The sequence below is a fragment of the Haemophilus sp. CCUG 66565 genome (assembly GCF_001679495.1).
Taxonomy (GTDB): Bacteria; Pseudomonadota; Gammaproteobacteria; order Enterobacterales; family Pasteurellaceae; genus Haemophilus; species Haemophilus haemolyticus_K.
Genome location: NZ_LZOX01000001.1, coordinates 211,230 through 233,516, shown reverse-complemented (window position 1 = coordinate 233,516; position 22,287 = coordinate 211,230). Strand labels below are relative to the sequence as shown.

22 protein-coding genes, 2 tRNA genes and 1 other RNA gene are annotated in these 22,287 nt (G+C 37.2%); 10 read left to right on the top strand and 15 right to left on the bottom strand.

Translation table 11 applies throughout. The annotated features are described in order from the left end of the window. The first annotated feature begins 61 nt into the window (after nt 1–61). The 4 genes from A9501_RS01110 to cydC all read left to right on the top strand — a co-directional run bounded on the left by A9501_RS01110 (nt 62) and on the right by cydC (nt 5,538). The gene (locus tag A9501_RS01110) at nt 62–919 is read left to right on the top strand and encodes a co-chaperone YbbN (protein WP_065264589.1); all 858 of its coding nucleotides are present in this window, start codon (nt 62–64) and stop codon (nt 917–919) included. Between the two features lie 109 nt (nt 920–1,028). After that, nucleotides 1,029–1,985: a thioredoxin-disulfide reductase gene (gene trxB, locus A9501_RS01105; protein ID WP_065264588.1), complete on the top strand. Its 957-nt coding sequence runs from the start codon at nt 1,029–1,031 to the stop codon at nt 1,983–1,985. A 62-nt stretch (nt 1,986–2,047) separates the two neighbouring features. Further along, complete coding sequence (cydD, locus tag A9501_RS01100; protein WP_065264587.1) at nt 2,048–3,808, top strand: heme ABC transporter permease/ATP-binding protein CydD; 1,761 nt, start codon at nt 2,048–2,050, stop codon at nt 3,806–3,808. Then, a complete protein-coding gene (gene cydC / locus A9501_RS01095; RefSeq protein ID WP_065264586.1) occupies nt 3,808–5,538 on the top strand; it encodes a heme ABC transporter ATP-binding protein/permease CydC in 1,731 nt (576 codons plus the stop codon). The genes cydD and cydC overlap by 1 nt, the downstream gene beginning before the upstream one ends. A gap of 20 nt (nt 5,539–5,558) precedes the next feature. On the opposite strand, the gene ffs is transcribed toward cydC, so the two are convergent. After that, nucleotides 5,559–5,657: signal recognition particle sRNA small type (ffs, locus tag A9501_RS01090), an RNA gene on the bottom strand. A 140-nt stretch (nt 5,658–5,797) separates the two neighbouring features. Here ffs and nrdG point away from each other — a divergent pair. Then, nucleotides 5,798–6,265: an anaerobic ribonucleoside-triphosphate reductase-activating protein gene (gene nrdG, locus A9501_RS01085; protein WP_065264585.1), complete on the top strand. Its 468-nt coding sequence runs from the start codon at nt 5,798–5,800 to the stop codon at nt 6,263–6,265. A gap of 16 nt (nt 6,266–6,281) precedes the next feature. On the opposite strand, the gene rapZ is transcribed toward nrdG, so the two are convergent. The 6 genes from rapZ to yjgA form a co-directional block, all read right to left on the bottom strand. Then, nucleotides 6,282–7,142: an RNase adapter RapZ gene (rapZ, locus tag A9501_RS01080; protein WP_065264584.1), complete on the bottom strand. Its 861-nt coding sequence runs from the start codon at nt 7,140–7,142 to the stop codon at nt 6,282–6,284. Between the two features lie 22 nt (nt 7,143–7,164). Further along, nucleotides 7,165–7,659 (bottom strand): PTS IIA-like nitrogen regulatory protein PtsN, encoded by a 495-nt coding sequence (gene ptsN, locus A9501_RS01075; protein ID WP_065264583.1) that lies wholly within the window; start codon nt 7,657–7,659, stop codon nt 7,165–7,167. Nucleotides 7,660–7,661: 2 nt separating this feature from the next. Further along, complete coding sequence (gene lptB, locus A9501_RS01070; RefSeq protein ID WP_065264582.1) at nt 7,662–8,387, bottom strand: LPS export ABC transporter ATP-binding protein; 726 nt, start codon at nt 8,385–8,387, stop codon at nt 7,662–7,664. Between the two features lie 2 nt (nt 8,388–8,389). Further along, on the bottom strand, nt 8,390–8,908 hold the full coding sequence (gene lptA / locus A9501_RS01065; protein WP_048954107.1) for a lipopolysaccharide transport periplasmic protein LptA: 519 nt from the start codon (nt 8,906–8,908) through the stop codon (nt 8,390–8,392). Next, nucleotides 8,892–9,494, bottom strand: a complete 603-nt coding sequence (gene lptC, locus A9501_RS01060) for an LPS export ABC transporter periplasmic protein LptC (protein WP_065264581.1) — start codon at nt 9,492–9,494, stop codon at nt 8,892–8,894. The genes lptA and lptC overlap by 17 nt, the downstream gene beginning before the upstream one ends. Nucleotides 9,495–9,563: 69 nt before the next feature. Continuing rightward, nucleotides 9,564–10,100, bottom strand: a complete 537-nt coding sequence (yjgA, locus tag A9501_RS01055; protein ID WP_065264580.1) for a ribosome biogenesis factor YjgA — start codon at nt 10,098–10,100, stop codon at nt 9,564–9,566. Between the two features lie 88 nt (nt 10,101–10,188). Between yjgA and pmbA the strand changes: the two genes are divergently transcribed. Both pmbA and hpt read left to right on the top strand, forming a co-directional pair. After that, on the top strand, nt 10,189–11,544 hold the full coding sequence (gene pmbA, locus A9501_RS01050; protein ID WP_065264579.1) for a metalloprotease PmbA: 1,356 nt from the start codon (nt 10,189–10,191) through the stop codon (nt 11,542–11,544). Nucleotides 11,545–11,867: 323 nt separating this feature from the next. Continuing rightward, complete coding sequence (hpt, locus tag A9501_RS01045; RefSeq protein WP_065264578.1) at nt 11,868–12,407, top strand: hypoxanthine phosphoribosyltransferase; 540 nt, start codon at nt 11,868–11,870, stop codon at nt 12,405–12,407. A gap of 55 nt (nt 12,408–12,462) precedes the next feature. On the opposite strand, the gene der is transcribed toward hpt, so the two are convergent. Further along, entirely contained in the window at nt 12,463–13,974 is a 1,512-nt protein-coding gene (gene der / locus A9501_RS01040; RefSeq protein WP_065264577.1) for a ribosome biogenesis GTPase Der, read from the bottom strand. Between the two features lie 225 nt (nt 13,975–14,199). Between der and A9501_RS09865 the strand changes: the two genes are divergently transcribed. Then, nucleotides 14,200–14,259, top strand: coding sequence for a hypothetical protein (locus A9501_RS09865; protein ID WP_371316032.1), 60 nt, complete (start codon nt 14,200–14,202; stop codon nt 14,257–14,259). A gap of 133 nt (nt 14,260–14,392) precedes the next feature. Here A9501_RS09865 and A9501_RS01035 read toward each other — a convergent pair. The 3 genes from A9501_RS01035 to dnaQ form a co-directional block, all read right to left on the bottom strand. Further along, a tRNA-Asp gene (locus A9501_RS01035) sits at nt 14,393–14,469 on the bottom strand. 23 nt (nt 14,470–14,492) lie between these two features. Further along, nucleotides 14,493–14,569, bottom strand: a tRNA-Asp gene (locus A9501_RS01030). Between the two features lie 87 nt (nt 14,570–14,656). Next, the gene (gene dnaQ / locus A9501_RS01025; RefSeq protein ID WP_065264576.1) at nt 14,657–15,427 is read right to left on the bottom strand and encodes a DNA polymerase III subunit epsilon; all 771 of its coding nucleotides are present in this window, start codon (nt 15,425–15,427) and stop codon (nt 14,657–14,659) included. Between the two features lie 60 nt (nt 15,428–15,487). On the opposite strand from dnaQ, the gene rnhA reads away from it, so the two are divergent. Next, a complete protein-coding gene (gene rnhA / locus A9501_RS01020) occupies nt 15,488–15,958 on the top strand; it encodes a ribonuclease HI (RefSeq protein WP_065264575.1) in 471 nt (156 codons plus the stop codon). 254 nt (nt 15,959–16,212) lie between these two features. Continuing rightward, complete coding sequence (locus A9501_RS01015; protein ID WP_065264574.1) at nt 16,213–17,295, top strand: porin; 1,083 nt, start codon at nt 16,213–16,215, stop codon at nt 17,293–17,295. 129 nt (nt 17,296–17,424) lie between these two features. On the opposite strand, the gene A9501_RS01010 is transcribed toward A9501_RS01015, so the two are convergent. From A9501_RS01010 to ftsA, 4 genes are all read right to left on the bottom strand, one after another. Further along, nucleotides 17,425–18,582, bottom strand: a complete 1,158-nt coding sequence (locus A9501_RS01010) for a chorismate mutase (RefSeq protein ID WP_065264573.1) — start codon at nt 18,580–18,582, stop codon at nt 17,425–17,427. Between the two features lie 122 nt (nt 18,583–18,704). After that, nucleotides 18,705–19,622: a UDP-3-O-acyl-N-acetylglucosamine deacetylase gene (gene lpxC, locus A9501_RS01005; RefSeq protein WP_048954116.1), complete on the bottom strand. Its 918-nt coding sequence runs from the start codon at nt 19,620–19,622 to the stop codon at nt 18,705–18,707. A 32-nt stretch (nt 19,623–19,654) separates the two neighbouring features. After that, nucleotides 19,655–20,914 carry a cell division protein FtsZ gene (ftsZ, locus tag A9501_RS01000; protein ID WP_065264572.1) on the bottom strand — a complete coding sequence of 420 codons (1,260 nt, stop codon included), beginning with the start codon at nt 20,912–20,914 and terminating at the stop codon, nt 19,655–19,657. 83 nt (nt 20,915–20,997) lie between these two features. Next, complete coding sequence (gene ftsA, locus A9501_RS00995; RefSeq protein WP_048954118.1) at nt 20,998–22,275, bottom strand: cell division protein FtsA; 1,278 nt, start codon at nt 22,273–22,275, stop codon at nt 20,998–21,000. Nucleotides 22,276–22,287: the final 12 nt, after the last annotated feature.

Below are 22,287 nucleotides of genomic sequence, written 5' to 3'. Positions count from 1 at the left end.
CGTTTCTAAAATCTTCCGCACTTTGCTAAAATCAGCCATTATTTTTTCACAAGGATAAAACATGGCTGATTTTCCTTTTATCGTTGACATCAACGAACAAAATCTTACTGAAATACTGCAACAATCCTTAGAAAAACCACTTGTCATCAATTTTTACGCACCAACGCATAAAGAATCGGCTGATTTATTGGCACTACTTGAGCAAGTTGCAGAACAATATCAAGGACAATTTGTTCTTGGAAAAGTAAATTGTGAAAAAGAGCAAATGATTGCCGCACAATTCCGCATCCAAGCATTGCCAACCACCTATTTGTTTAAAGAAGCCCAGGCATTAGATGCATTTCCAGGCGCGCTTGATAAAGCGTCATTAATCCAACGATTAAGCATTATTTTACCGAAAGAAGAAGATTTAAAATTCCAACAAGCATTAGATTTCTTGCAAGTAGAAAATTATGAGGCTGCATTGCCATTATTGAAAGACGCATGGGAACTTTCTGATAAGAAAAATAGTGATGTCGCCCTACTCTACGCTGAAACCTATATTGCAATGAAAAAAACGGAGCCAGCACAGGAAATTCTAAAACAAATTCCATTGCAAGATCGAGATAGTCGTTGGCACGGATTACAAGCACAAATTGAGCTACAAATTCAAGCAGCCGATACACCTGAAATCCAACAATTACAGGCCGATTATGCTAAAAATCCAACAGCTGAAATTGCAATAAAACTTGCTGTACAACTTCATCAAGCAGGACGAAATGAAGAAGCGCTGACACTACTTTTCGGCATTTTAAAAACAGATTTAGGGACGCAAAATGGTGAAGTTAAACAACAATTTTTATCCATTTTAAGTGCAATGGGCAATGCTGATCCGTTAACAAATAAGTTTCGCCGATTGCTTTATTCACTGCTCTATTAATCGAAAGGTTTATAATTGATAAGGTGTATGGAACAATTTCATACATAGCAATCATCAAAATAAACTTAAATTCAATTAATTCTCTCTTTACGAAAAACAAGGATTCTTTATGTCAGATATCAAACACGCAAAACTTTTAATTTTAGGCTCAGGCCCTGCTGGTTATACTGCAGCTATTTATGCGGCACGTGCAAACTTAAAACCAGTATTGGTGACGGGTTTACAACAAGGCGGTCAGCTTACCACCACAGATGAAATCGAAAACTGGCCAGGTGATTTTGAGATGACTACCGGTTCAGGTTTAATGCAACGTATGTTGCAACATGCTGAAAAATTTGAGACAGAAATCGTCTTCGATCATATCAATCGCGTAGATTTATCTTCTCGCCCATTCAAACTTTTTGGCGATGTACAAAATTTCACTTGTGATGCGTTAATTATCGCAACAGGTGCCTCTGCACGCTATATTGGCTTACCTTCAGAAGAAAACTACAAAGGCCGTGGCGTTTCTGCTTGTGCAACCTGTGATGGTTTCTTTTATCGTAATAAGCCAGTTGGGGTGATTGGTGGTGGAAATACTGCAGTGGAAGAAGCCCTTTACTTAGCCAATATTGCAAGTACAGTGCATTTAATCCACCGTCGCGATAGCTTCCGTGCAGAAAAAATCCTTATCGACCGTTTATACAAAAAAGTAGAAGAAGGAAAAATCGTTCTTCATACTGACCGCACTTTAGATGAAGTGTTAGGTGACAACATGGGCGTAACCGGATTACGTTTAGCCGACACTAAAACTGGAGAGAAAGAAGAACTCAAATTAGATGGTTTATTTGTAGCGATTGGTCACTCGCCAAATACGGACATTTTCCAAGGGCAACTAGAACTGAATAATGGCTATATCGTTGTAAAATCTGGTCTTGAAGGAAATGCAACAGCCACTTCTGTGGAAGGCGTGTTCGCAGCAGGCGATGTAATGGATCACAATTATCGACAAGCCATTACCTCTGCGGGGACTGGTTGTATGGCAGCATTAGATGCAGAACGCTATTTAGATGCTCAAGAAGCATAAATTCTCTAACTCATTCCCCTCTTTTTAAAAGAGGGGAACTTTTTCTATATCACGATAAAACTATGAACAAACTTCGCCAAAAATATTTACAAAAATGGCTTCGCGCACAACAAGAACCTATCAAAAAATTAATGCGCGCAAACATTGTTTTAGCTACGCTTTCTGCACTCATTTTAGTCGCACAAACTTATTTTCTTGCAACATTGCTTGATAAACTGATTATGCAAAATGTGCCTCGTGATGAACTCATTCCTTATTTTCTCGGGCTAATTATCGGCTTCGGGATGCGTGCTATTATTTTATGGGCAAGAGAAAAAATTGGTTTCCGAAGCGGACAATTATTGCGCAACCATATTCGTCAAAAAATTCTGGATAAAATCCATCTTGTCGGCCCCGCAACAATCAATCAAAAACCAGCTGGAAGTTGGGCAAGCATTATGTTGGAACAAGTTGAAAATTTACATAATTTCTATGCCCGTTTTCTGCCACAACAAAGTCTTTCAGCCATTGTTCCAGTCGTTATTTTAATTGCTGTATTTCCGTTGAACTGGGCTGCAGGCTTAATCTTAATGATTACCGCACCGCTTGTTCCTCTGTTTATGATCATTGTCGGTATTGCTGCGGCTGACAACAGCCAAAAAAATATGGATACCCTTTCTCGCCTAAGTGCCCAATTTTTAGATCGCTTACGCGGCTTGGAAACCTTGCGTCTTTTTAACCGCACTTCTGAACAAACTGAACATATTGAAAATGCCACTGAAGATTTCCGAGAAACCACAATGGATGTGCTAAAACTCGCTTTTCTCTCTTCTGCCGTATTGGAATTTTTTACCTCTATTTCCATTGCACTGATGGCGGTCTATTTTGGTTTTAGCTACTTAGGTCAAATTGAATTTGGTACCTATAATGCACCGCTTACACTTTTCACAGGCTTCTTTTGTTTAATTCTTGCGCCTGAATTTTATCAACCCTTACGCGATCTTGGCGCTTATTACCACGACCGCGCAGCGGGTATTGGTGCAGCAGAAGCCATTGTTGATTTCTTAGAATACGATTATTTAACCGTTCATCAAAATGAAAAAACAATTTCTTTGGAAAGTGCGGTTGAAATTTCTGCCGAAAATTTAGTGGTGCTTTCTACACAAGGTTCAGCATTAACCAAGCCGTTAAATTTCCAAATTCCAGCAAATCACAATGTTGCGCTTGTAGGACAAAGTGGCGCAGGGAAAACCTCATTAATGAATGTAATTTTAGGCTTTTTACCTTATGAGGGTTCTCTCAAAATTAATGGACAAGAACTTCGCGAAAGCAATCTAGCTGACTGGCGCAAACATATTGCCTGGGTAGGACAAAATCCATTGTTATTACAAGGCACAATTAAAGAAAATCTTCTGCTTGGTGATATTCAAACAAGCGATGAGAAAATTCACCATGCTTTAAGCCAAGCCCAAGCCACCGAATTTATAGATAAACTCGGTTTAGATTATGAAATTAAAGATGGAGGATTAGGCGTTTCTGTGGGACAAGCGCAACGTCTTGCTATTGCACGTGCATTATTACGCAAAGGTAGCCTACTATTACTTGATGAGCCAACAGCCAGTCTCGATGCCCAATCTGAAAGTCTCGTCCTTCAAGCATTAAATGAAATGAGTTGCTACCAAACAACATTAATGATTACACACCGCATTGAAGATTTAAAACAATGTGATCAAATTTTTGTCATGCAGCAGGGCGAAATTGTCCAACAGGGGATTTTTGCTGAATTACAAAATGAAGGTTTCTTTGGAGAACTTCTTGCACAACGAAAACAGGATATCCAATAATGCGCACATTACTTCCGTTTATACGTTTATTTAAATTCGCCAAATTTCCTCTTATTTTAGGCTTGGTGCTGATGATTTTAGGATTAGGATCCAGCATGAGCTTACTTACCGTTTCAGGCTGGTTTTTAGCCGCTACAGCCATTGCAGGACTAGGCACTCTATTTAACTTTTTCTACCCTTCAGCCAGTGTGCGAGGTTTAGCTATCGGACGAACCGTCATGCGCTATTTTGAAAAAATAGTGACGCATGATGCAACATTCCGAATTTTGTCAAAATTACGCGTACAAGTATTTGAAAAAATCATTCCTTTAAGCCCAGGGGTATTAAATCGTTATCGTAACAGCGATTTGTTAAATCGTTTAGTATCCGATGTGGATACACTTGATAGCCTCTATTTACGTTTACTTGCGCCATTTTTCACTGCTGCATTTGTAATCATTGCCATGACGATTGGACTTAGCTTTGTCAATATTCCACTCGCACTTGGTTTAGGCTTATTTTTGTTAATTTTATTAATAATTATCCCAACTGTTTTCTATCGACTAGGACAGGAATTCGGCGAACGCTTAATCCAAGCACGCGCGACCTATCGAACCCAGTTTTTAGAATTTATCCAAGCACAAGCCGAGCTTTTATTATTTAATGCAGAAGATAAATTAAAAGAGAAAATGTCAGCCACAGAAAAAACATGGCAGGAAGATCAAGCCAAAGAAGCCAAATTAAGCGGATTTTCTACCGCACTTGTTCTCTTTCTTAATGGTTTGTTGATTTCTGGAATGCTATGGTTTGCAAGTAACGCCGATTTTGGCACAGATGAATATCGCACGGCTTATATTGCACTTTTCACTTTTGCTGCACTTGCAGCCTTTGAGATCATCATGCCATTGGGAGCCGCATTTTTACATATAGGTCAAGTGATTGCTGCAGCAGAACGTGTGACCGAAATCATTGAGCAAAAACCGCTTGTTGAGTTTAATGGTAACGAAGAATTTGAAACAAAAGTGCGGTTGATTTCTACGAAGAATTTAAGTTTTTCCTATCCAGGGCAAGAAACACTCGTATTAAAAGATCTTACATTAGATTTAGAACAAGGCCAAAAAATTGCTATTTTAGGCAAAACTGGAAGTGGGAAATCTTCACTCCTTCAACTTTTAGTACGCAATTATGATGCGCATCAAGGTGAGCTTTTATTGGCAGAAAAACCAATTTCCGCCTATTCAGAAGAGACATTACGCAGCCAAATTTGTTTTTTAACTCAACGTGTTCATGTATTTAGCGATACGCTTCGTCAAAATTTACAATTTGCAAGTGCGGACAAAATTTCTGATGAAAAAATGATTGAGGTGCTACATCAAGTTGGTTTAAGCAAATTACTTGAGCAAGAAGAAAAAGGTTTAAATCTTTGGCTTGGGGATGGCGGCCGTCCACTTTCCGGTGGGGAACAACGCCGTTTAGGTTTAGCCCGTATTTTACTCAATAATGCGCCAATTTTATTATTGGATGAACCAACAGAAGGTTTAGATCGCGAAACTGAACGTCAAATTTTACGTTTAATTCTACAACATGCCGAAAATAAAACCCTAATAATGGTCACTCACCGTCTCAGTTCAATTGAACAATTCGATAAAATTTGTGTAATTGACAACGGAAGATTAATCGAGCAAGGCGATTACAATAGCTTAATCACAAAAGAGAATGGATTCTTTAAAAGATTGATTGAGCGAGTATAAGAAAAGGAAGTTGGGCGGAAACCTTCCCAGCTTCTTCTCGGCACACAGTAATTCCGACTTTGGCTGCTTCCTTCCGGACCTGACCGAGTAAACCAGACACCGTTGCGAGAGACCGAAAAGGTTTCCATTGATATCGCAGAGCGATTGCGGGCTATTATGCAAGAATTACCATATTATTGCAAAGATTAATTCTCTTTAATTACAAAAGTGCAGTTAATTTGCTGATAATTTACACCATATTCCAGGAGTTTATAATAATATGAACTATCTTCAATACTATCCCACTGATGTCATTAATGGCGAAGGTACACGTTGTACTTTATTTGTCAGTGGCTGTACCCATGGTTGTAAAGGTTGCTACAATCAAAAAAGCTGGTCATTTTCAGCAGGTGTATTATTTGATGAAGCGATGGAACAACAAATCATCAATGATTTAAAAGACACACGCATTAAACGCCAAGGACTGACGCTTTCAGGTGGAGATCCACTTCATCCCCTCAACGTAGAAACATTATTGCCCTTTGTGCAACGCGTAAAACGAGAATGCCCCGATAAAGACATCTGGGTTTGGACAGGTTATAAGCTGGATGAACTAGACGAACAACAACGTGCTATGTTGCCTTATATTGATGTGTTAATTGATGGGAAATTTATTCAAGAACAAGCAGATCCAAGTTTAATTTGGCGTGGTTCAGCAAATCAGGTTATTCATCGATTTAAACTATAATATTACCGATATGCCATTATTGCGTCTTTTTATTTCGCTCTAAAGATTTATGCTGAATTTGCACTATTTTTCCTTTTGCCTGAAAATATTCTCCAAGTTGTTGTGCTATATAAACAGAGCGATGTTTCCCACCAGTACACCCAATAGCAATAGTTAAGTAACTTCTATTATTTTTTTCTAAAAGTGGCAACCATGTTTCTATATAATTTCGTGTAAGATAAATAAATTCATTCACTTCTGTATGACTATTTAAAAATGCCGCCACAGGCGCATCTAATCCTGTCATTGGGCGAAGTGCCGGATCCCAATGTGGATTGGGTAAGAATCGCACATCAAAAACATAATCTGCATCAAGCGGAATACCATATTTAAACCCAAAAGATTCTATAATGATTTTAAGCTCTTTTTCGCCATACCCACAAATAAACTCTCGTAATTTTTCTGCAAGCGTATGTGTCGAAAGATGTGTCGTATCAAGAATGAAATTAGCATGTTGGATAAGTGGTTCTAAATATTGATATTCTGCATCAATCGCAACTTCAAGGGACAGATCTTGAACAGAAAGTGGGTGTAAACGCCGAGAATCACTATATCGACGAATCAACGTACTGCGCTCCGCCTCTAAGAAAATAATCTTAACCTGATGATGGTTTTGTAATGTTGAAAGTGTTTGCTCTAACGTCGTCGCAGAATTTGGAATATTACGAATATCTAGACTAATCGCTACTGAAGATTGTGATTGAGAAAGAATCTGAGTTAATTGAGGTAGTAAATCAAAAGGAATATTATCTACACAATAATAGCCCATATCCTCCAAAGCGCGTAGAGCCACAGACTTTCCTGCACCAGAACGTCCGCTAATAATGATAATATCCATGTGCCCTCCCACTCTTTATTTCTTATCCATTATTCTCAAAAGAGATATTTTCTGAGCTATCTGAAATTTCAAAAACCTGCCAAATTTCCTCTGCACTTTTTGCTGAACGTAACTGCTTCAACAGGTTTTTATCCGTTAGTCTTTCGGTTAAGAAAGATAAAATTGGCATATAGGTTACACACTGATTTTCAGGTACCAATACTGCAAATACAAGATCAACAAATTTACCATCTGATGAATCGTAATCAATCGGTGTATCTAATTGCATAAATACAGCTATTGCTTTGTCTGATAACGTTACAGGAATTTTAGCTTTAGGCATGGCGATACCATTTCCTAAACCTGAATTACCTAATTTTTCCCGTTCAAAAAGACATTCCAAACAAACTTGTTCACCTTTCTCATCATTAACTTGCTCAATGACAAAATGCGCAATAGATTCAAATAATCGTTTTTTACTGGAAAAACTTACCCCCTGACGAATATTCTCAGGGCTTAACAACTCGGTAATGTTCATCTTTATAACTTAAACTGATCACCAAGATAAACACGTTTAACATGCTCATCATTCATAACAGACTCAGGCGTACCTGTCGCAATAATTTTACCTTCTCCAACAATATAAGCACGCTCACACACATCTAAAGTTTCACGCACATTATGATCAGTAATTAGCACACCTAATCCGCGATTACGTAAATCAGTAATAATTTTCTTAATATCAGATACTGAAATAGGGTCAACACCAGCAAAAGGTTCATCTAATAAAATAAATTTAGGATTAGCGGCTAATGCTCGAGCAATTTCTACACGACGACGCTCCCCACCAGATAAAGATTGGCCGAGACTATCTCTAATATGACTAATATTAAATTCTTCGATTAATTCATCCGCTCTTTCACGGCGTTGCTCAGCAGTTAAATCTTTACGAATTTCTAAAACAGCCATCAAATTTTCATAGACGGTTAAACGGCGAAAAATAGATGCCTCTTGGGGTAAATACCCAATACCTCGCTGGGCGCGATTATGCATTGGAAGTAAACTAATATCCTCACCATCAATCACAATCTTACCTTGATCTTGGCGAACGAGTCCCACCACCATGTAAAAAGTCGTCGTTTTTCCTGCACCATTCGGCCCAAGTAATCCCACAATTTCATTTGAATTAACTTGAAGACTAACATCAGATACGACTTTACGGCTTTTATAGCTTTTCGCTAAATTCTCAGCAATCAAAACTGACATGATTACTTCCCTTTCGCTTTTTGTAATTGAGACGGAATTAACACCGTAGTCACTCGTGATTTCGCACCGCCATTGGCTCTAAGTTGCTGTTTCTTCACATCATAAGTGATAAGTTCACCATTAATTTTGCTATCTAATTGTTTCAACTCAGCATTACCTGTCAATGTTAAAAACTCCGTACCAAGATCATAGTGCACCTTATTAGCCTTTCCATCAACCGGTTTCCCATCGTCAAGTAATTGATGAAATGTAACAGGGCTACCAAAAGCATCAACAGTTTCTTTTTTACCTGAGTTTTCTGGTGGACGTGTAATCACAACCTTACTTGCTTTAATTAAAATCGACCCTTGAGTTATCACAACATTATCCGTAAAAGTCACTACACTCTTTTCCATATCCAACGCTTGATTATCCGAAACGATATTAATCGGTTGATTTGTATCATCTTTAAGCGCAAAAGCCGATATGGATGTCATCATTAACGTTGTGAGTAAAAATATTTTATTATTTACGAACTTCATAATATGTTTTCACCTGTTCTTTTAAAGTAGCAACTTGTTGACGTAAATTGCCAACCATTTTTAATCCTGTTGAACTAAAATTTTGTCCATTAATCTTAACCATTGAGTCTGATGTCATATCCTGTGTTTTCAAATTGACAATTGCCATCTGAGTTTCTACACGCCGCAAATGAGAAGTTGGTTCCAAACTTTCCGCCACAACATCTCCCTCTAAATACAGCATTTCATCTTTTGTGAGCTTGGCTTTTTTAGCACTCAATTTCCAACTCTGTGATACCAAAGCATGAGCAACATCCTTTGCTTGACTAGTATTAGATGAATTAACATCGAATAAATAGACTAATGGCATCTCAAAATCAGTATGTCCATCTACAGTATAATGTTTCACATTATCCGCAAGAGAAACATATTGTTTTTTCCCTTCTGGTGAAAACACTGTTGTTTCCATTTTATTGCCAATATAATCGGGGCTATCTGGCTTTTTCACCAAATTTGATAAATCAGGTGCATCCCGATTCAGTGAATAAAACCAACCTAGTAAACAAAAAGCAATAATACTTAAAATTACATTCCAACGAATATTCATTTTTTCTACTTTATTATCTGGATAAGTGCGGTTAAAAACGTTGATAGCACTTGCTTGAGTCTCACAAAGCTAATCTTCCAGCATCAATGATTTCAGCATTTGATAAATATCTCGATATGCTTTCGAAGGTTTATTTTGTTCCCGCTCTTTCTGTGCAGAACGAATCAAATTACGTAATTTCTGGCGATCAGCTTCTGGATAATTATTTAATAAATTCGTCAATGCTATATCACCATTTTCGATCAACTCATCACGAATTTTTTCAATTTTATGTAACATCGCTTGCTGCTGATTATGCTTATTTTCGATTTTATCTAACGCTTCACGAATTGGGGCAATATCAATACCACGAAATAATTTTCCAATATATTGTAACTGACGACGGCGCGCCTCTTTTTGTAAACGCTGAGCAAGCTCAATGGCATCAAGCAAAGATTCATCAAGGGGAATTTTAGCTAAATTTGCTTTGGTTAAATTCACAATTTTTTCGCCAAGTTGCTTTAAATCTTCCGCATCTCGCTTAATTTCACTTTTACTTACCCAAATAATTTCTTCTTGCGCCTCATCTCCCCAATCAAAAGCTTCTTTTTTCTTACGTTTCGCCATTTTTTGTCCTTTATAAAAATTGGGGCGCATTTTACCATAAACTTTGAAAATAAGATAAAATGTTGCAAATTTTTAACAGGAAAAAACAATGAAAGCACCCGAAAATCAAACCGCACTTTTAAAAGCGCAGGAGCAAGGATTACGTCACGCTGTTAGTTTTGCAGTTGAATTAGCCCAAAAAGCTGGAGCCAGTGCAGAGGTGGCTGTAACCAAAGTAAGCGGCTTATCTGTTTCAACACGATTGCAAGATATTGAAAATGTGGAATTTACCAATGATGGAGCACTAGGTATTTCCGTTTATTTAGGACAACAAAAAGGTAATGCTTCTACCTCTGATTTAAGTGAAAATGCCATTAAAAATACTGTAGAAGCGGCACTTTCTATCGCAAAATATACATCACCCGATGATTGTACAGGACTTGCTGATGAGCAATTAATGGCCTTTGATGCGCCTGACTTAGCACTTTACCATCCTGCTAATATTGATGTAGAAAAAGCAACAGAACTTGCTCTCCGTACAGAAAAATCTGCTCTTGAAGCAGATAAACGAATCGTAAATAGCAATGGTGCAAGCTTTAATTCTCACACAGGTGTAAAAGTATATGGTAATACCTACGGTATGTTACAAAGCTATTTATCTAGTCGCTATTCATTATCTTGCTCAGTCATTGGGGGCGTAGAAGGTGCATTAGAAAATGACTACGAATATACAATTTCCCGTGAGTTTGATCGACTTCAATCACCGACTTGGGTCGGTGAAACTTGCGCGAGAAAAGTAGTTTCACGCCTAAACCCACAAAAGCTTAATACATGTGAAGTACCCGTCATTTTTTTAAATGATGTTGCAACTAGTATTATTTCGCATTTAGCGGCATCAATAAGTGGCGGTAGTTTATACCGAAAATCAAGTTTTTTACTTGATAGACTAGGAACATCCGTCTTACCTGAATGGTTTAATATCAGCGAACGCCCCCATTTATTACGTGCACTTGCTTCAACGCCTTTTGATAGCGAAGGAGTCCGCACACAAAATCGTGAAATTGTTGAGAATGGTATATTACAAACCTATTTATTGACCAGTTACAGTGGAAAAAAACTCGGAATGCCAAGCACAGGTCATGCAGGCGGGATTCACAATTGGCTTATTCAACCAAATTTAACGGGAGGATTAACCGCACTCTTACGTAAAATGGATAGAGGTCTATTAGTAACGGATGTTATGGGACAAGGAGTAAACCTTGTGACTGGTGATTATTCTCGAGGCGCATCAGGATTCTGGGTTGAAAACGGTGAAATTCAGTACCCTGTCGCTGAAATTACAATTGCAGGTCAATTACAAGATATGTTGAAAAACATTGTTGCTGTATCAGATGATATAGAACATCGTTCAAACATACAAACTGGCTCAATTTTATTAGAAAAGCTGAAAATTTCTGGAAACTAAAAAATATTTAATATTGATAATTATTCTTATTGACAGAAATTAAAATTCTGATAAGATACCCACCATCTGTTAAGCGATTGCAGGTTGCTCCAACAGGTAGAGTAGAAAGTAAATTCGTTAGGGTTCAAAAGGCTGAAGATTAATCTTCAGCCTTTTTTATATTTCATCTTCTATCTCTAAATCTATCTTAAAAGAATCCAAGTTATTTATATTGAAATATAGAATAACACTCAGCGAGAAATTCTGATACACATGGCATAACGATCAATTTTTTTGTAGAATAGCAAACGATTACATTCCTTTTAAATTCACAAGGACATTTTATGAAAAAACACCATGTTGATGTTTTAATTGCAGAAAGCGATGTTCACTCTCGTATTGCAGAGCTTGGGGCCGAAATAACAAAACATTATCAAGAAAAACAAGTCAATAACCTTGTTGTTATCGGACTTTTACGTGGCTCATTTATGTTTATGGCTGATATTGTACGCCACATTCATTTACCTGTAGAAATTGAGTTTATGACTACTTCCAGTTATGGAACAGGGATGACAACAAATCATGATGTGCGTATCACAAAAGATCTTGATGGCGATATTAAAGGTAAACACGTATTAATCGTAGAAGATATTATTGACACGGGTTACACACTTGAAAAAGTACGTGATATTTTGAACTTACGTGATCCTGCAAGCCTTGCTATCTGTACCTTGCTTGATAAACCCTCTCGTCGCGAGGTTGAAGTGCCGGTAGAATGGATAGGTTTTGAAATTCCAGATGAATTTGTGGTGGGATATGGTATCGATTATGCACAACATCACCGTAATTTAGGCTATATTGGCAAAGTGGTTTTAGAAGAATAATACTCATCAAGCAAGTGCGGTCAAAATTTATAATGAATTTTGACCGCACTTATTCTTAACGTTTCGCTTTCTTAATAAACTTCATCAAACGTTTACGCTTACGCAATTGATTTGGAGTAAGTTTATTTTTACGCCCCGCAAATGGGTTCGAACCTTCTTGAAAAAGAAGACGAATTGGTGAGCCAATAATTTTCAAACTCTTACGATAATAATTAGATAAATAACGTTTATAAGAATCGGGTAATTTATCCATTTGGTTACCGTGAACCACAATAATCGGCGGATTATAACCACCTGGATGAGCATATTTTAATTTAATTCGACGACCGCCAATCATCGGAGGTTGGTGCTCATCCGTTGCCATTTGTAAAATACGAGTTAAAAGCGAGGTTGTCATTTTTTGAGTCGCGCAAGCATACGCTTCTTTAATCGAATCAAAAAGATTACCCACACCACTGCCGTGCAATGCGGAAATAAAATGTACGCGAGCAAAATCAATAAAATCTAAACGACGATCAAGCTCAGATTTAACGCGGTCTTTCACATCTTGATCTAAACCATCCCATTTATTCACAACGATCACTAAAGAACGACCTGCATTTAAAATAAAGCCGAGCAAAGATAAATCCTGATCAGAAATGTTCTCTCTCGCGTCAATAGTCAATAACACAACATTAGCATCTTGAATCGCTTGTAAGGTTTTAATCACGGAGAATTTTTCCACTGCCAAATGCACCTTACCGCGTTTACGCACACCAGCTGTATCAATCAACGTATATTGCTGCCCATCACGCTCCATTGGGATATAAATACTGTCGCGTGTCGTGCCTGGCATATCGTAAACCACCACACGATCTTCACCTAAAATACGATTAGTTAAAGTAGATTTACCCACATTTGGACGACCAACAATCGCAATCTTAATATTTTTATCTTGCTCTTCTTCCGATTCCTCTAGCGCCTCATCAAGCAATGCCGTATCTTCTTCTGAATCAAAATCGAATTCTTGTTCCCATTCGTCTTGTTCTTCCTCAGAAGTGCGGTCATTTTCATTGGAGTTTTCCATCTGTTCCGCAAAAGGCGCAAGTACTTGTTCCATTAACTGAGTGACACCACGGCCTTGTGAAGCAGCGATTTGCTCAATTTCTCCTAAGCCTAATTGATAAAATTCAGCACAATGAGAATCCGCATCAATACCATCAGTTTTATTTGCCACTACAATCGTCGTTTTGTTTTGACGTTGACGTAAGTAATTAGCAATACCAATATCGGCTGCCGTTAAACCCGCTCTAGCATCCACAAGGAAAAGAACAATATCGGCTTCATCAATAGCAAGCAAAGATTGCTCCGCCATTTTTTCTTCTACGCCTTCTTCGGTTCCATCAATACCGCCAGTATCAATAACAATAAACTCATAACCAGCAATATGAGCATGGCCGTATTTTCTATCACGAGTTAAACCAGGAAAATCCGCGACTAACGCATCTCTTGTACGAGTAAGGCGATTAAATAATGTGGATTTTCCCACATTCGGGCGACCAACAAGGGCCACAACTGGAGTTGCCATAAAAAATCTCTTATTTTGTCAAAAATGTCGGCTATTATATCGGAAGTTAAAGGATTGGTAAAAAATGATTTTATAAAGAAAAGAAAAAGCCACAAGATGCAATCCTATGGCTTTCCAAACACTGTTTATTTATCCATAACTTAACATTATAATAATCTAGCTTTCAAGGATCCAGCTTGAAAGAGAGTGTTGCGCTTTTTCGCAACGTTTGAAGAGGATAAAAAGATGATTAAAGTCATTATCCTTGTCGTACTACTATTATTAGTGAGTTTACCGACTTACTAATAACACGACATACTAGGGAGTGACAGCTCCCTAGTTCTTCAAATCTTAAAAGTTTACTTTATTTTTGTCAAGGATGAAGCAAATTTCAGATACAAAAAAAGCACCCTTAGGTGCTATCTTTATTTATCTTAATTGGCGGAATGGACGGGACTCGAACCCGCGACCCCCTGCGTGACAGGCAGGTATTCTAACCAGCTGAACTACCACTCCGAGATAAGATATTAATTTTAAATTGGCGGAATGGACGGGACTCGAACCCGCGACCCCCTGCGTGACAGGCAGGTATTCTAACCAGCTGAACTACCACTCCGCTAAGTGTTGCGTATCATAATGACGAACATAAATCTCGTCAATCTTTTTTTATAATTTTTTTATTGTATGATTAAATCCTAAACGATTAGTGAATAACCTCTTTGTCTAAACGTTTATCCCATAAACAATTATCACCGCTTTTTTTATTAATCATTTTAATAAATTCTAAATGCGCCAATAATTCATCTTCACTCGGTTGTAATACCTTCAAATTATGCGAAATATTCACCGCACTTCGTAAAGCTGCATTTTTATTGCCTGACATAGTTCGAATAAAATGTGATTCATTCACATCATTTTCATCAAACAAACTGGTTTGACCGCCTGTCATTGCCAAATAAACATCAGCTAAAATTTCAGCATCTAGCAATGCCCCGTGTAGCGTACGTTTACTATTATCAATATTCAAACGGTCACAAAGTGCATCTAAGCTATTACGCTTGCCTGGATACATTTGACGCGCCATCTGTAGCGTATCTGTAACTAAGCAAATTTCATCAGTTTTCACATTAAGATTCAACTTACGAAACTCATAATCCATAAACCCCACATCGAAGGGCGCATTATGAATCAATAATTCTGCGCCTTTAATATAATCCAAAAATGGCTGTGCAATCTCATTAAATGAGGGTTTATCTGCCAACATTTCATCTGTAATGCCATGAACTTTAATTGCTTCAGGATCAACAGGACGATCAGGCTTAATATAAAAGTGAAAATTATTGCCAGTATAACGACGATTAATCATTTCTACCGCACCAATTTCAATAATACAATGTCCTTCATAATGCGCCCCTAATTGATTCATCCCCGTTGTCTCGGTATCCAGTACAATTTGGCGATTTGGATTAACCATTTGTTCAACCTATTTCTTTCCTTTAAAATGAGGGCCATTTTACACAACAACCCTTTTGTTATGCAAAAACAGATTGAAATTTTTACTGACGGCTCCTGCTTGGGCAATCCTGGCCCGGGAGGAATTGGCATTGTCTTACGCTATAAGCAACATGAAAAAACCATTTCCAAAGGCTACTTGAAAACTACAAATAATCGTATGGAACTTCGTGCTGTCATTGAAGCATTGAATATTTTAAAAGAGCCCTGCCAAATCACACTTTACAGTGATAGCCAATATATGAAAAACGGAATCACAAAATGGATTTTCAATTGGAAAAAAAATAATTGGAAATCAAGTCAAGGCAAACCTGTAAAAAATCAAGACTTATGGCAAGCGCTGAACGAAGCCATTCAACATCATCAAATCAATTGGCAATGGGTAAAAGGCCATGCAGGACATCGTGAAAATGAAATCTGTGATGAATTAGCCAAAAAAGGGGCTGAAAACCCAATATTGGAAGATGAAGGATATTTTGAAACCTCAATATAAATACACAGCTTCGATGTATTTTTATACCACTTTACTTAAGCAAACGATCACGAAAGCATTCATTTGAACACAAAATAAACAAAAATAGATGAAAAATGTGATCCTGATCAGATTTTTGGAAATTAAGCCTATAGGAGTGATTGACACAAAAAATGGAATTTGCAATGATTTGCACGTCTATTTAGGCGATTGGACTGCCATATAAGGAAAGAGTTCAATCATAGATAGTAAAACAACCATAAGGAATACAAATTATGAAAAAAACACTTGCAGCATTAATTATTGGTGCATTCGCCGCTTCAGCAGCAAATGCAACAGTAATCTATAATAATGAAGGTACTAAAGTTGAATTAAACGGTTCTTTACGTATCAACTTAGAAAAATCTAACCAAGATGGTATCAACAAAAGCAAAACAACTAAACGTCATTCACACTCAGGTTTACAAAATGATGGTTCTCGTTTTGAAATTAAAGCACGTCATGATTTAGGTGATGGCTATTACGCATTAGCACGTACTGAAGTACGTTTTGATGGTGATGAAAAAGGTCTTAAAAAGAAAGACAACGATGGTTTTGGTAATTTAACTACGAAACGTGCTTATGTTGGTTTAGGCCACAAAGAATTTGGTCAAGTAACTTTTGGTCGTCAAGTAACTATTGTTGATGACGTAGTGACAGCAGAAGACAAAACATACGGTCTAATTGAACAAGGTGATTACGTATCAAAAGAAGGAAAATCTGTTGTTCGTTACGACTACTATGGTATTGAAGGTTTACAATTAGGGGTTGGTTACCAATTTGCAGAACAACGCAAAGATAATAATGAAGTACTTGAAGGTTCTGTTCAAAACTCAAACCAATTTGGTGCTTTATATGAAAAAGATGGCATAATTGCTAAAACTGCGTTTGGTAGAACAAATTACAAAACTGGCAATACAGAAACTAAAGAACATAGAGATGGCGTTGTTGCTAGCTTAGGTTATGAGTTCAATGGTGTAACTCTTTCTGTGGATGGTGGTTACGCAAAAACCAAATTTAAAGATACCGATAAAAAAGAAACTCGTTTCTTTGTATCACCAGGTTTCCAATATCAAATTACTGACTTAAGTAAAGTATATGGTAACTATAAATATGAACAAATTAAAGGCACGGATAGTTCTAAAGATAAACAACACGGTTTCTTACTAGGTATTGACTATAAACTTCATAAACAAGTAGTAACCTACTTAGAAGGTAAATATCAAGTTACTAAATCTTATGACGAAGATGGTAAATACGTAGACGATAGCAAAGTTAAAGATAAAGCTATTGGCGTAGGTATCCGTGTATACTTCTAATTAGTTGATTAAAGACTACTGTATAAAAGGCGAATCAAATGATTCGCCTTTTTACTTATTACATGTAAACAAAATCTAGTCATAACGAAGTACGGTAATAAAAATAGCATTTTATTACCGCACTTTTTCTTATATGTTCACAGGCTTAACAATTTCGCTCGGATAGCACCCTAAAATCTTTAAATAATTACTATAATTTTTCAGCTCTTCCAAGGCTTGTTGCGTATCGGGATGATGAATATTCGCCTCAATTTCTAAATAGAACATTTCTTCCCATGGTTTACCATAGATTGGACGAGATTCTAATTTTGTCATATTAATGTGGTGTTTTTTAAATACCAATAAGGCATCGACTAATGATCCCACCTGTTGTGAAGTCGTCATCAACAATAAGGTTTTTGTTGGGATCTGAGAAGAAACCTCTCGAGGTGTTTTAGCAACCACAATAAAACGTGTAATATTATTTTCTTGATTAGCAATATTCGTTTTCAGAACATTCAAACCATATAATTTTCCACCGTCTTCATTACCCAATGCCGCGATATTAGGTTTATTCAAACTTGAAACTAATTGCATAGCATGGGAACTACTTTCGCAATATTCAATATGAACACGTTCAAGACTATGAATAAATTGGCTACATTGTTGAATAACTTGAGGATGGCTATATAAGGTATCAATTTGGCTTAAATCTGTCATGTCATTGACTAATAGGCAATGTTTAATTGGATAAGCCAACTCTCCCACTAATGAAAGCTCCGTATGTTGAAGTAAATCATAAACTTCATTAATCGCACCCGAAGTAGTATTTTCTAAAGGAAGGATACCAAAATCAGCCTCACCATTTTGTACTTTTTCAAATACTTGTTCAAAAGATTGACAGCCTAATTCAATAAATTGTTTTTGGTAACGTGCCGCATAATTCCTTGCCGCAAGATTAGAATAAGATCCACGTTTTCCTAGAAATGCAATATGCAAATTTTGGCTACGCTGTTCATTTAATTTATTTTGTAAGTAAACTTGCTGCGTTAATACTGAATCTTCAATGATTTTTTGAAAAATTGATGTGATATATTGAGCTTCAAGTTGATAGTTCTCATTTTCAGCAAATTGAATCAATTCTTGTAAAAGCGCTTGTTCACGCTCAACATCTCGTAAAGCCTTTTGAGTGACTTCTTTGCTTCTTACAACATCAAAAGCTAAGCGATGACGTTCTGACAGCAACTTCAACAAACTACGATCAATTTGTGTAATTTGTTGCCGAATTTCTGATAATTCTAATGCCATAATGTTTTCCTATAAAATCTTCCCGAAATTAACCGCACTTTTGCGCTGTACAATTAAAATACGTACTAAATAAAAAAGCTATACTTCTTATCAGAAATATAGCTTTTTCAACAAAAAAAGAATTAAATCAATACTTGAACAGGCGCTACATACCCTTGCGGTACTTGAGCTTTATCTTCAAAGGTGACAAATTCCCATGCTTCTTGATTAGCTAAAACGGCGCGAAGCAATTTATTATTCAAACCATGTCCTGATTTATAAGCTTTGAAATCACCAATGATATTATAGCCTGCCATGTAAAGATCGCCGATCGCATCTAACATTTTATGGCGTACTAATTCATCTTTGAAACGTAATCCATCCTCGTTAAGAATACGATAATCATCTAACACGATGGCATTATCAAGGCTACCGCCTAATGCCAAACCTTGAGATTGAAGATATTCAATATCTTTCATAAAACCAAAGGTTCTTGCTCGGCTTATTTGATGAACAAATGCTTGAGCCGAAAATTCCATATCATAATTACGTACGTTTTTACCAATCGCAGGATGATCAAAATCAATAGTGAAATTTAAGCGGAAACCATTATAAGGCTTAAATTCAGCCCACTTATCACCATCTTCTACACGTACATATTCTTTAATACGAATAAATTTCTTCGCCGCGTTTTGTTCTTCAATACCCGCATCCAATAACAAATAAATAAATGGGCTTGCACTACCATCCATAATAGGAATTTCTGGAGCATCGACTTCAATAATAATATTATCAATACCAAGGCCTGCTAGTGCAGCATTTAAATGCTCAACTGTTGAAATACGCACACCTTGCTCATTTATTAAGGCTGTACAAAGCATAGTATCACGAACAGAATTAGGATCAGCTGGAAATGCCACAGCTGGATTTAAATCTGTACGGTAATATACAACCCCTGTATTTGGCATTGCTGGACGTAAAGTTAATGTTACCTTTTTGCCACTATGCAAGCCCACACCAGTGACCTTAATGCTTTGTTTTAATGTTCTTTGTTTAATCATATTATTTACCCTTAATTTCAGGCAATACTACATCAATTTGATGAATTTTCATCACGTTGTGCTGCTGGGTTAAAGAAAGCATTGTTTTTAAACATATCTAAACGATCTGTAATAGGTTTATCAAGTGGACGATGATATTCCTCTTCTACTGTTTTAGTTTCTTCAACCGGTTCCGGACGACGAATATCTGGCACAATATTTACATCTTGTGGCTGGCGCACTGGGCGAACAACTTGAATTGGCTCATTAACTGAGATATCTCCCAATCCTGTTGCAACAATAGTCACTCGGATTTCATCCGTCATTTCAGGCACTAAGCTGGTACCAATCACTACAGTCGCATCTTCAGAAGCAAAACTACCCACCGTTTCACCGACAATATTAAATTCTTCGAAAGAAAGATCCATACCAGCAGTGATATTCACCAAAATACCTTTTGCATTTGAAAGATCGATTTTCTCTAATAAATCATTACGTACGGCAATACGAGCGGCTTCTTCAGCACGCCCTTCACCCGCTGAACCAATAGCAGAACCAAAGCCAATCATTGCTTGTCCCATTTCTGACATAACAGTTCTTACATCAGCAAAGTCTACGTTGATTAAACCTGGTGAGGTAATCATATCTGAAATACCCATTACAGAATTACGTAGTACATCGTTTGCTGCAGCAAATGCATCAATTAATTTAGCGTTTTTAGGGAGAACTTTTTGAATTTGTTGATTTGGGATAATAATCATTGAATCAACATATTGCGCTAAATCTTTAATACCCAATTCAGCAAATTGCATACGTTTTTTGCCTTCAAAAGCAAACGGCTTAGTAACAACCGCTACAGTTAAAATACCTAATTCTTTTGCAATTCTCGCTACAACAGGTGCAGCACCCGTACCTGTACCGCCACCCATACCAGCAGCAATAAAGACCATATCAGCACCTTCAAGCATTTTACGGATTTCTTCTTGATCATCTTCCGCTGCTTTACGGCCAATATTTGGATTTGCTCCGGCACCTAAACCTTTAGTCGTCTCTCCACCAATTTGTACAGTTTGTTGAACATGGCTTTTACGTAGAGCTTGTGCATCAGTATTTACTGCATAGAAAATAATGCGACCATGCTCTTCCGATGTTAATGTGCTTTCCCCTAAGTAGGTACCACCCATTTCTTGTTTCACCATATTCATAACCATATGGTTGACGGCATTACCGCCACCGCCTCCCACACCTACGACTTTAATCAGTGCGCCGGACTCGTTAAAATTGTCGTACTCAGGGTACTCAGGGTATAGCATTGATGTTCTCCGTTATGATCAGACAAACTGACCCAATATATAAAACCTAAATTCTCTTTATTGTAGATGAAAAATCAAAATAATCAAAATTCTGACCGCACTTTATTGACAATTTTTTTAATTCCTTGCCAGATTGGCTGCCAAACACCACTCTCTGAATCATCACTACCCGAAATTAAATCATCATCACTATTGCTTTGATTATATTGTAATAATCCTACTACTGTAGAATATTGTGGACGACTCACATAATCCGTTAAACCAGTAATATTTAACGGACTACCAATACGTACTTGGCAATTAAATACATCTGAAGCACATTCTTTTAAATCTTCAATTTGTGCTCCACCGCCGGTAATCACAACACCTGCAATTAATTCAAATTTAATATGTTTTGCTTCTAATTCTTTTTTTAATTTATCTAATTCATCTTTTACTACACCTAAAAGTTCAGTATAACGCGCGGATGTAATTAAGGATAAATCACTTTTAGTTAAAGAACGAGGTGCTCGACCACCAATACTTGCCACTTCAATTTTTTTATCGCCATGTAAACGTGCTGGATAAAATGCACTTGCATAGTTAACTTTAACACGCTCAGCTTCTGCACGTGAAATGGTACAAGCGTGTGCAATATCATTTGTCACAATATTCCCAGCATAAGGAATTACCTTACTAAAACGCAAAGCACCATTAGTATAAACCATCACATTCATTGTGCCTGCGCCAAAGTCAATTAAGCATACCCCTAAATCTTTTTCATCTTCAGTTAATACTGAATGGGTAGCAGCAAAACCAGAAAATACAACCTTATCAACCTGTAAACCACAACGTTCAACAGCTTTTTTTAAGTTATTTTGCCAATCTTGATGGCAAGCAATTAAGTGCACTTGAGCTTTTAATCGAACACCTTGTAAACCAAGAGGATTCTTGATATTAAATTGACGATCTACTGCATATTCTTGTGGAATAATATGTAATAAAGATAATCCTTCTGGCAATTTAATCGAACTTGCAGTATGAAGTGCCGCATCAATTTCATCTTGTGTTACTTCGCGATCAGAAATAGGTACAAAGCCACTTTCATTTAAGCTTTGAATATGCTCACCTGTAATTGCTAAAGTCACACTCATAATTTGGCAGTCTGCCATGGATTCAGCGCCTTCAATCGCACGTTGAATCGAATTGACGACAGCATCAAGATCAGTAATACTGCCACGATCAATACCTTTTGATGGGCAACTTCCCATCCCAAGAACATTTACCACGCCATCAGGGAAAACTTCCCCAACAACTGCGACAACTTTTGACGTGCCAACTTCTAATCCTACAATCGTTTTTGCTTCCACACCTTTAACCATTTTTGCACCTAG

What these genes read in the sequence shown, in the direction of transcription:
- A9501_RS01110 (WP_065264589.1), top strand. Translation starts at nt 62, where the DNA reads ATGGCTGATTTTCCTTTTATCGTTGACATCAACGAACAAAATCTTACT.
- trxB (WP_065264588.1), top strand. Translation starts at nt 1,029, where the DNA reads ATGTCAGATATCAAACACGCAAAACTTTTAATTTTAGGCTCAGGCCCT.
- cydD (WP_065264587.1), top strand. Translation starts at nt 2,048, where the DNA reads ATGAACAAACTTCGCCAAAAATATTTACAAAAATGGCTTCGCGCACAA.
- cydC (WP_065264586.1), top strand. Translation starts at nt 3,808, where the DNA reads ATGCGCACATTACTTCCGTTTATACGTTTATTTAAATTCGCCAAATTT.
- nrdG (WP_065264585.1), top strand. Translation starts at nt 5,798, where the DNA reads ATGAACTATCTTCAATACTATCCCACTGATGTCATTAATGGCGAAGGT.
- rapZ (WP_065264584.1), bottom strand. Translation starts at nt 7,142, where the DNA reads ATGGATATTATCATTATTAGCGGACGTTCTGGTGCAGGAAAGTCTGTG.
- ptsN (WP_065264583.1), bottom strand. Translation starts at nt 7,659, where the DNA reads ATGAACATTACCGAGTTGTTAAGCCCTGAGAATATTCGTCAGGGGGTA.
- lptB (WP_065264582.1), bottom strand. Translation starts at nt 8,387, where the DNA reads ATGTCAGTTTTGATTGCTGAGAATTTAGCGAAAAGCTATAAAAGCCGT.
- lptA (WP_048954107.1), bottom strand. Translation starts at nt 8,908, where the DNA reads ATGAAGTTCGTAAATAATAAAATATTTTTACTCACAACGTTAATGATG.
- lptC (WP_065264581.1), bottom strand. Translation starts at nt 9,494, where the DNA reads ATGAATATTCGTTGGAATGTAATTTTAAGTATTATTGCTTTTTGTTTA.
- yjgA (WP_065264580.1), bottom strand. Translation starts at nt 10,100, where the DNA reads ATGGCGAAACGTAAGAAAAAAGAAGCTTTTGATTGGGGAGATGAGGCG.
- pmbA (WP_065264579.1), top strand. Translation starts at nt 10,189, where the DNA reads ATGAAAGCACCCGAAAATCAAACCGCACTTTTAAAAGCGCAGGAGCAA.
- hpt (WP_065264578.1), top strand. Translation starts at nt 11,868, where the DNA reads ATGAAAAAACACCATGTTGATGTTTTAATTGCAGAAAGCGATGTTCAC.
- der (WP_065264577.1), bottom strand. Translation starts at nt 13,974, where the DNA reads ATGGCAACTCCAGTTGTGGCCCTTGTTGGTCGCCCGAATGTGGGAAAA.
- dnaQ (WP_065264576.1), bottom strand. Translation starts at nt 15,427, where the DNA reads ATGGTTAATCCAAATCGCCAAATTGTACTGGATACCGAGACAACGGGG.
- rnhA (WP_065264575.1), top strand. Translation starts at nt 15,488, where the DNA reads ATGCAAAAACAGATTGAAATTTTTACTGACGGCTCCTGCTTGGGCAAT.
- A9501_RS01015 (WP_065264574.1), top strand. Translation starts at nt 16,213, where the DNA reads ATGAAAAAAACACTTGCAGCATTAATTATTGGTGCATTCGCCGCTTCA.
- A9501_RS01010 (WP_065264573.1), bottom strand. Translation starts at nt 18,582, where the DNA reads ATGGCATTAGAATTATCAGAAATTCGGCAACAAATTACACAAATTGAT.
- lpxC (WP_048954116.1), bottom strand. Translation starts at nt 19,622, where the DNA reads ATGATTAAACAAAGAACATTAAAACAAAGCATTAAGGTCACTGGTGTG.
- ftsZ (WP_065264572.1), bottom strand. Translation starts at nt 20,914, where the DNA reads ATGCTATACCCTGAGTACCCTGAGTACGACAATTTTAACGAGTCCGGC.
- ftsA (WP_048954118.1), bottom strand. Translation starts at nt 22,275, where the DNA reads ATGGTTAAAGGTGTGGAAGCAAAAACGATTGTAGGATTAGAAGTTGGC.